Annotated in this window: 8 protein-coding genes and 1 pseudogene; 6 read left to right on the forward strand and 3 right to left on the reverse strand. The window is 41.4% G+C overall.

The features are described 5' to 3' along the window. A partial coding sequence (gene alaS, locus F6K49_RS31525) for an alanine--tRNA ligase (RefSeq protein WP_293102981.1) occupies nucleotides 1–2,531 on the forward strand: 2,531 nt, incomplete at its 5' end. Nucleotides 2,532–2,584: 53 nt separating this feature from the next. Here the strand turns inward: alaS and F6K49_RS31530 are convergent. Beyond that, nucleotides 2,585–2,716, reverse strand: coding sequence for a hypothetical protein (locus F6K49_RS31530; protein WP_293072359.1), 132 nt, complete (start codon nucleotides 2,714–2,716; stop codon nucleotides 2,585–2,587). Between the two features lie 406 nt (nucleotides 2,717–3,122). On the opposite strand from F6K49_RS31530, the gene F6K49_RS31535 reads away from it, so the two are divergent. From F6K49_RS31535 to F6K49_RS31550, 5 genes are all read left to right on the forward strand, one after another. Next, a complete protein-coding gene (locus F6K49_RS31535; protein ID WP_293072360.1) occupies nucleotides 3,123–4,325 on the forward strand; it encodes a hypothetical protein in 1,203 nt (400 codons plus the stop codon). A 44-nt stretch (nucleotides 4,326–4,369) separates the two neighbouring features. Beyond that, the gene (locus F6K49_RS31540) at nucleotides 4,370–6,367 is read left to right on the forward strand and encodes a WD40 repeat domain-containing protein (protein ID WP_293102986.1); all 1,998 of its coding nucleotides are present in this window, start codon (nucleotides 4,370–4,372) and stop codon (nucleotides 6,365–6,367) included. 20 nt (nucleotides 6,368–6,387) lie between these two features. After that, entirely contained in the window at nucleotides 6,388–6,624 is a 237-nt protein-coding gene (locus F6K49_RS53710; protein WP_364305267.1) for a CD225/dispanin family protein, read from the forward strand. Nucleotides 6,625–6,668: 44 nt separating this feature from the next. Further along, nucleotides 6,669–7,106, forward strand: coding sequence for a DUF2752 domain-containing protein (locus F6K49_RS31545; protein WP_293072362.1), 438 nt, complete (start codon nucleotides 6,669–6,671; stop codon nucleotides 7,104–7,106). Between the two features lie 160 nt (nucleotides 7,107–7,266). Then, nucleotides 7,267–8,208, forward strand: coding sequence for a hypothetical protein (locus F6K49_RS31550; RefSeq protein WP_293102989.1), 942 nt, complete (start codon nucleotides 7,267–7,269; stop codon nucleotides 8,206–8,208). A 41-nt stretch (nucleotides 8,209–8,249) separates the two neighbouring features. Here the strand turns inward: F6K49_RS31550 and F6K49_RS31555 are convergent, their stop codons facing one another. Next, the gene (locus F6K49_RS31555) at nucleotides 8,250–8,474 is read right to left on the reverse strand and encodes a DUF433 domain-containing protein (protein WP_287254276.1); all 225 of its coding nucleotides are present in this window, start codon (nucleotides 8,472–8,474) and stop codon (nucleotides 8,250–8,252) included. Nucleotides 8,475–8,586: 112 nt separating this feature from the next. Next, nucleotides 8,587–8,815: pseudogene (locus F6K49_RS31560) on the reverse strand (hypothetical protein); the annotation flags it as partial.

Genomic DNA, 8,815 nt, shown 5'->3' on the forward strand with positions numbered 1-8,815 from the left:
TAGTACCGGAAGACCCGACGGTGTTGCTGACAATTGCGGGAATGTTGCCGTTTAAACCGATTTTTCTAGGACAACGTCAGTCGGAATTCCCTCGCGCCACCACCTCCCAAAAATGTATCCGCAACAATGATATAGAGAATGTGGGACGCACGGCACGGCATCATACTTTTTTTGAGATGCTGGGGAATTTTAGTTTTGGGGATTATTTTAAGGAACAAGCGATCGCATGGGCATGGGAACTCTCTACAGAGGTATTCGGTTTGCCACCAGAACGCTTAGTAGTCAGTGTGTTTCGGGATGATGACGAAGCGTTTGCTATCTGGCGGGATAAAATTGGCATCCCAGCCCATCGCATCCAGCGCTTGGGTGAGGAGGATAATTATTGGAAATCCGGTCCAACCGGTCCGTGTGGTCCGTGTTCGGAAATTTACTACGATTTTCACCCAGAACTCGGAGACGAGAGCATTGACTTGGAAGATGATACTAGGTTTATTGAGTTCTATAACCTGGTATTCATGGAATACAACCAGAATGCGGAAGGTAACCGCACCCCGTTAGAGAAACAAAATATTGATACGGGGATGGGACTGGAGAGGATGGCGCAAATCCTCCAGCAAGTGCCGAATAATTATGAAACTGATTTAATTTTCCCGATTGTAAAAACGGCAGCGGAAATTGCTGGGGTTAACTATAGCAAGAGTGATGAGAAGACGAAGGTTTCTCTGAAGGTTATTGGTGACCATATCCGGGCAATCGTTCATATGATCGCGGATGGGATTACGGCTTCTAACACCGGACGGGGTTATGTGTTGCGCCGTTTGCTCCGTCGAGTGGTGCGTCATGGCCGTTTGATTGGGATTGATGGGGAATTTACCTGGGAAGTAGCTCAAACAGCGATCGCATTATCTGAATCAGCTTATCCTAATGTGCGGGAACGGGAAAAAACTATCCAAGCGGAAATGCAGCGGGAAGAGTCTCAATTCCTGAAAACCTTGGAACGGGGTGAGAAGCTGCTGGCTGAGATTTTGGCCAAGAAGCCTAAGCAGATTTCTGGCACAGATGCGTTTACCCTCTATGATACCTATGGTTTCCCAGTGGAATTAACTGAGGAAATTGCTGAAGAACAGGGCTTAACGGTAGACCTCGATGGCTTCGAGGTGGAAATGGAACGCCAGCGGGAACGGGCTAGAGTTGCCCATGAAACGATTGATTTAACAGTACAGGGTAGCTTAGATCAGCTAGGGGAACAGATCGATAGTACGGCATTCCTGGGTTACACTGAACCCCAGTCCATGGCTAAGGTAGAAGCTTTGCTAGTTGATGGGAAGTCGGTGGAATCCGCTGGGGCTGGCAGTAAGGTCCAGGTGATTTTGGATCAGACCCCATTCTATGCGGAATCTGGGGGACAAATAGGCGATCGCGGTTATCTGTCTGGGGATTCGCTATTGGTTCGCATCGAAGATGTTCAGAAGGAATCGGATTTCTTTGTCCACTTCGGTACTGTGGAACGGGGAAATTTAGCGGTAGGCACAACAGTAACGGCTCAAATTGACCGGGCTTGTCGCCGTCGAGTTCAAGCTAACCATAGTGCGACTCATTTACTGCAAGCGGCTCTGAAAAAAATTGTTGACCCAAGCATCTCTCAGGCAGGCTCTTTGGTGGCTTTTGACCGTTTGCGCTTTGACTTCAATTGCCCTCGCGCTCTGACATCGGAAGAGTTAGAGCAAATTGAGGCACAAATTAATACTTGGATTAGTGAAGCCCATACCGCAGATGTGGAGGTGATGCCTTTGACAAAAGCTAAGGCTAAGGGCGCAACCGCTATGTTTGGGGAAAAGTATGGCGATGAGGTCAGGGTGATTGATTTCCCTGGTGTCTCCATGGAATTGTGTGGTGGTACCCATGTCAACAATACTGCTGAGATTGGCGTGTTTAAGATTATCTCTTCCGCAGGGGTCGCCTCTGGGATTAGGCGGATAGAAGCAGTGGCTGGACCGGCGGTGCTGGATTATCTGAATGTGCGGGATAAGGTGGTTAAGGATTTATGCGATCGCTTTAAGGCACAACCGGAAGAGTTACCTGAGCGGATTAGTAATTTACAACAGGAACTCAAGGCTACTAATAAACAGTTAGATGCCCTGAAGCAACAACTGGCTTTGGCAAAATCTGACCAGTTATTAGCACAAGCTAAGTCAGTCGGTGAGTTCAAGGTTCTGGTAGCGAAGATGGAGGGAGTAGAACCAGAGGGCTTAAAAAGTGTTGCGCAACAGCTACAGCAGAAGCTGGGAGAAAGTGCAGTAGTGTTGGGTTCAGTGCCTAGCCCCGACAAGGTGAGTTTAGTGGCAGCCTTTAGTAAGGGTGTTAATCAGAAAGGCTTGCAGGCTGGGAAGTTTATTGGTGCGATCGCTAAAATTTGCGGTGGTGGTGGCGGTGGACGGCCTAACTTGGCTCAAGCTGGTGGAAAAGATGGCAGTAAGTTAGGGGAAGCTCTTGATAGGGCGTTGCAACAGTTGTTGGAAGGGTTGCAGTGATTTTGGAGTGGGGGATCCCCCCTAACCCCCCTTAATAAGGGGGGGATTTGAGATTAAGGGGGGATTTGAGGAAATAGTTGTATGTGTGCGATCGCTAACTGCGCAGTTTGCGATCGCTCTTTTATGGGCTGGTGAGCAATGTAGTGCGTCAGTGCAATAGTTTTTTCCAACCCTTGCATTTTCACCAAAAATGTGTTAACACAATAGTCAATTGCGTAGGGTGAGTTAGGGGCGGTCGTCCTAATTTTTCGCCTAGAGCGCCAGGGTTGGTAAAGCCCGCCCGATTGTAACGGGCAAGATGCCCGTTACACCCACCGGGTCAAACAGCAAACATGAGATGCACCCTCTTGGTTGGTAAGACCTGTGGGAAATCAACCTGATATTGAAAATTTCCTGCATAACTTGTGATGATTAGCCGGATAAATCTATAGATACTTAAAAATTAGCTATCACTACTCAGGATTCAGTCGGTAGTGCATTAGCTGAATACTGACCATAAGCCCAGTTTTTAAAAGAACCTTTGTTCGGCGACATCTCTGAGATCAATCTGGGTGGTTTTACCTCACGCTGTCCTATAATTTACCCTACACCATGAAAACTTACAAAATATTAACTTTAGGAGCATCTGGTGCTGGCAAGACTGTATTCCTTGCCAGTATGTTTAAGTCCCTATCCATCCAAGGGGAACATGGATTCTATCTTGAAGTTGAGGATTTCACACAACAGAAGCGACTGACTGATATTTATACAAACTTGATTATTGGAAATTGGCCTGATCCAACGAAATATAAGGAGATATCCGAGTGGACATTTACGTGTTGTGTCAAGAATCGTAATCTGGAAAACTTTCCAATTTGTCAGTTTAGTTATTTTGATTATGCTGGCGGACGATTAACGGCGATCGACGAAAACGCTCATGAGCTACAAGCAATAATCAGACAAGCTGATGCAATTTTGGGTCTTTTAGATGGTCAAAAAATCCAGGCATTACTGACCAATAGCAATGAAGACAATAAGATTGATAATTTTTTAAACACAGACTTACCAGCACTAATCAACTGGATGTCGCATTCTCAAGCACCAATTCAGTTCGTAATCAGCAAATGGGATTTGCTGGAAAATAATTTTGGTTTACAAGAAATAAGCGATCGTCTCCTGGAAATTCCTGAGTTTAAAAAATTAGTTCTTGAACGAAATAGAGAAAGTTCTCCAGTACGCCTTATTCCAGTAAGTTCAGTTGGTTTTGGTTTCGCAACACCTCAACCTGATGGCAGTATGAAAAAGATTGCTGGCTCAATTCCACGTCCTTTTCACATGGAAGTTCCTATGTCTTGTGTGATACCGGATCTTGTGGAGAAAGAGATTCAGGTAAAGATTCAGTACCTCATTGCTCTTAGTAACGAAAAGATTCGAGAAGATAGTGAATTTAATAAATTACAATTACTCAATAACTTCTTAAAGGGTATCTTGAAGTTCGATATATTGATTGATATGATTGTTGAGTTTTTGGTATCAAATTACCTAGAGGAAGATAAGGACAATATACAACTAGAGATTATTAAAAAAACAATTTTCAACAAAATTGATAATTTTGTATTAGCAAAAATAAGAAAACAAGTTAAAGCTAATGACAAAAAAATAACTGAATTGAATGAATTGCGTCAAAAACGAGATGAAAGTATCCAAAAAATTCAAGATAAAACAACAGCCCTTAAAAGTGCTGTGACAAGTTTTTTGTATATTAGCAATAAACTTAGCCAAGATTTTTATGACTCTGAAATAATCATAGATTAACTAAAGTAATAGATGTCATCCTTATCAAAGCCAAGATTCCAGCAATGACTATGAAAAATTACAATATTATTACTTTAGGAGCATCTGGGGCTGGTAAAACTGTATTTTTGGCTAGTCTTTTTAAGCAATTATCGATTCAAGGTAAGGAAGGCTTTTTTCTGAAAGCTCCCAAAGATCAGCAGGATAAAGAACTCTGTGAAATCTATTCCCAAGTTGTCGGGGAAGGTGACTGGCCTCGTAGAACAAGGGATATAACTAAGTGGGAGTTTATTTGTTGTGTCAATAATCCTAATCTTGAAAAATTTCCAGTTTGTCAGTTTACCTATATTGACTATCCAGGAGGATTAATTACAGATATATTACCAGATGAAGAATTAGAAGATAAAAGAATTTTTGTTGATTTTAAAAAAGAAGTTCCTAAGGCTGATGCAGTCTTGGCGATTATTGATGGTCTCAAATTATTTAAATTCATGGAAGACCAAGACCTAAATACTCCAGATGTTCAGGATTGGTTGCTTAGGCATTTATTTCACATCATGGGATTGTTAGATAGATGTAAAAAAGACACACCAGTTCATTTTATCATTAGTAAATGGGATCTGCTTGAAAGTCGTTATCAGCTCTCAGAATTAAGAGAAAGCTTATTAGAAAAAGTTCCTGAGTTTAAGGCTGTTATTCACAATAGAGTCAATGCTGGTTGTCCAGTGCGTCTGATTCCTATAAGTTCTATTGGTTCGGACTTTGCCACCCTCCAGCCTGATGGAACGATGAAAAAGAATCCTGGCGCAATTCCTAAACCGTTCCAGTTAGAGATTCCTATTGCTTGTGTCTTGATTGATCGAGTAAATGCTTATATTAATACTTTACAATCAGGCCATCAAGACAGTGATCAACAGATTCAAGATAAAAATATATTTTTATCTTTGTACGAGCAAATTAAGTCTTTTTTAAATCCACAATCTGACTTGCCTATTCCCAACCGGGAAGAACGTTTGCAACAGGTCAAGGATGAGGAAACTGCACTTAATTACTTGGTTGGTACTTTCGTAGATCATCTCCAAAAATTTGAGGTAAATTTTCCCGCAGCTAATTTGGGAGGAGAAATTATCGACCGGGAACCTGTAAATCTCCTCAATAAAAACTTATTGAATCCAACTCTAATTCGTACGCTGAAAGGACACCGAAACGTCGTGTGTTCCGTTGGTTTCACATCCAATGGACAAACCTTGTTCAGTTCGAGTCATGATCGAAGCGTTCGATTTTGGCAAGTTGTATCGGGAAAACAATTACAAGGAATGGTGCGTGAAAGGTCAGGTTGGGTAAGGGCAAATCTGAGTCAAGACGATAAACGACTATTTACCAGCTGTGAAGATAATACCATTAAGGTTTGGGATGCCAATAAATGCAAACGCATATACAAACCATTGAAGGGACATTCTGACCTTATTAATGCGTTTGCGGTTAGTCCCGATGGGCATACACTGATCAGTGCTAGTCGGGATAAAACTGTAAAAGTCTGGCAATTAGAAACTAATGGAGGTAAACTCATCAACAGTTTAATCGGACATCAAGGCTCTGTTTACGCCCTTGCTGTTGCCCCCGGTTGGCGCATTTTCGCTAGTGGTGGTAGCGATAAGAGAGTATTACTTTGGGAACTCGACACTGGCAAATTACTATATAATTTGGGCGATCATCCTGGTTTTGTCAAGGTTTTAGCCTTTAGTTCCGATGGTAATATTTTGGTTAGTGGTGGTTATGGCGGAACACTCTATGTGTGGGATCCGAAAACCCGCAATCGGAGGTATGAGTTGACAGGACATACCGGAGCAATTTTTTCCCTCGCTATTAGTCCAGATAACCGCATCCTGGCCAGTGGAAGTTATGATTGCACGATCAAGCTGTGGGATTTATCAACCGCAACTCTACTCTCTACTCTAACTGAGCACACTGGTCCTATCACTACCCTAGCATTTAGTCCAGATAATCAAAGCTTAGCTAGTGGCAGTTTCGACAGAACGATTAAAATTTGGAAACTTGTATAAACCTTAGTTCAAGTAAACCTATGCACTCCCATGTTCCTAACTATCTACCGCAAGCGATTTTAGTAACTCTATTCTGCTGTGTACCTTTTGGAATTGTTGCAATTGTCTACGCGGCTCAAGTTAATACAAAATTAACATTAGGAGACGACGAAGGCGCAGTTACAGCATCAGAAAATGCTAAAAAATGGTGCTGGATTAGTTTTATATCCGGGGCAATAATTATGGTTTTATATATTTACTTCGTATATAGTTATTAAAACCCTAAACCAAAAATCCACTAAACGTTCACAATCATAGTCTCATGAAAAAAACATACTTATATTCTCTGTCTGCCATAGCTAGAAGAAAATTGAAGGTAAAAGTTTTATCATCAATTATTTTAGGTTCAGCTATAATTCTGTATTTTTTTGATCCTGCTATACCAGGACAACTTTACCCTCCTAGTCCATTTCGGACGTTAACTGGTTTGTATTGTCCGGGCTGTGGCACACTGCGAGGACTTCATCAATTACTTCATGGTAATCTCTGGGCAGCCTTTGGACTGAATCCCCTGATGGTGTTGTCATTGCCTTACCTAATCTACTCCTACATTTGCTACAGTTTACCTGTGTTCACAGGACGGAAAGTTTCCCAAATTTTCATCAAACCGGCTTGGATTTGGTGGATGTTGAAAATAATTTTAGCCTACTGGATTTTGCGGAATATTCCCTTCGCTCCTTTTTCCTGGCTTGCTCCTTAATGAAACGTAATTTAAGAGTTCATAGCTACGCCAACTCGATCAGGGCAACGAGTTGCTTGTCATCAATCAATGTAAAAACTAAATTTATTAAATTGTAACTATGAGTATTAACGCTTGGCCTTTTTTAGTAAGCCGTAACCGCTATCTTGACTACAGAACAGTGGTCGCTCCTGATTTCATCTGTGATGCTAAGATTCCTAACTTACTGGCGAGAGTAACGGATGGAGATTTAACCGAACCAGGAAAAGGATTTATCAGGCAAATTGTTGGAACAGAAGCCGGAGATTTTACCATAGTTTTTAGAATCATCCAAGCCACCGAAAAAGACCTTAACTCTAAAGAAGGAGATGATATCCTAAAAGATGAATTTGGTAGAAAAATTGATATAATTGAGGGGATAGTTGTTAAGGGTATTAAGAGCAAAAATCAGGTTAATATTTCCAATCAAAACATTGAGGACGTTCATCAGCGACTGACAGAAGGTTACACAGAATTTTGGGAGCATATCAAACCCCATCCAGCCATTCCTTCCAGTATGCTTTCCTTAAGTAGTATGGATGATTCGAGTAGTCCTTTACTACTCGAAGAATTAAAACCATTCCAGGTTAACTCTAAACCTCAAAAGCTAGAGATTGATCAAAAGGAAGATAATTCGATCATACCGAGGAAACCCCTAATTAATTTTAGAGTTATTATACTAATCGCCCTAGGAATCCTGGGTATGTCCTTTTTAAGTATTGTAATTGGAAAATATATCTCGGAAAAAGTATATCACTGTACTACTACTGAGGAAATGCAGATAAAATTTGATAGTAAAAATAACATCAGTGATGTTCTCAAGAAGAAGCTACAAAAATACGACAAAAAAAAATCAACAATACTTCTTGAAGGCTCTTTAAAAGTCAAATCCAGTAAACAATGGGAATTTTTGACAACGAGAGAAAAACTCGATAAATCTAACTATACGATTAACCTCAAGGGAGATAGATTACAGTTACAAGATTATCCTCTTGACTTAGCAATCGTTCAACTTGCCAAACAGAAAGTTGTTGAAGAAACTACTATCAAGGCAAAAATTATAAACAGAAAGGAGTGTAACTAAAGTTGCAATCCCAGGCGACAAATTTGCGTCTACCCAAATTGTCATGGAACTAGCACCGGATGATTAAGCTTACGTGAGGCATAGAGAAGCGCTGCCTGCAAATCATTTGCCTCTAAATCAGGCATTTCTGCTAAGATTTGCTCAGCAGTAAGTCCAGCTGCAAATAAATCGAGTATATCCGATACTCTAATTCTCATACCGCGAATGCAAGGGCGACCACCGCACTGTCTTGGATTAATGGTAATTCTTTTAAGCAAATCTGACATATATAGCAATTCTTAGAGTCATGAGGACAAAGCTTATCCCTTTAAGGCAAAAGGCAAAAGGCAATAGGCAATAGTTAAGAGGGTTTGAACCGATGCAGCGTGGCACAGGCTTCTAGCCTGTGGTGGCACAGACTTCGACCCTGGGACGTAGCGCATTAGCTGAATGCTTACCTTGATCGGTTTTATTGGTTTCCATCAGGCTATTAAGCAAAACTTCTGTATTTTTTAAAGCTGGGCTCATAGCCCCTGCCTTTGTAAGCAAAAAGCCCAGCATGCGACCTTCATTGTCTTGATCGCCCTCGAAGCCATAATCATCACGGATATGTTCAGCAAATACACGA

This window comes from Moorena sp. SIO3I6 (genome assembly GCF_010672095.1).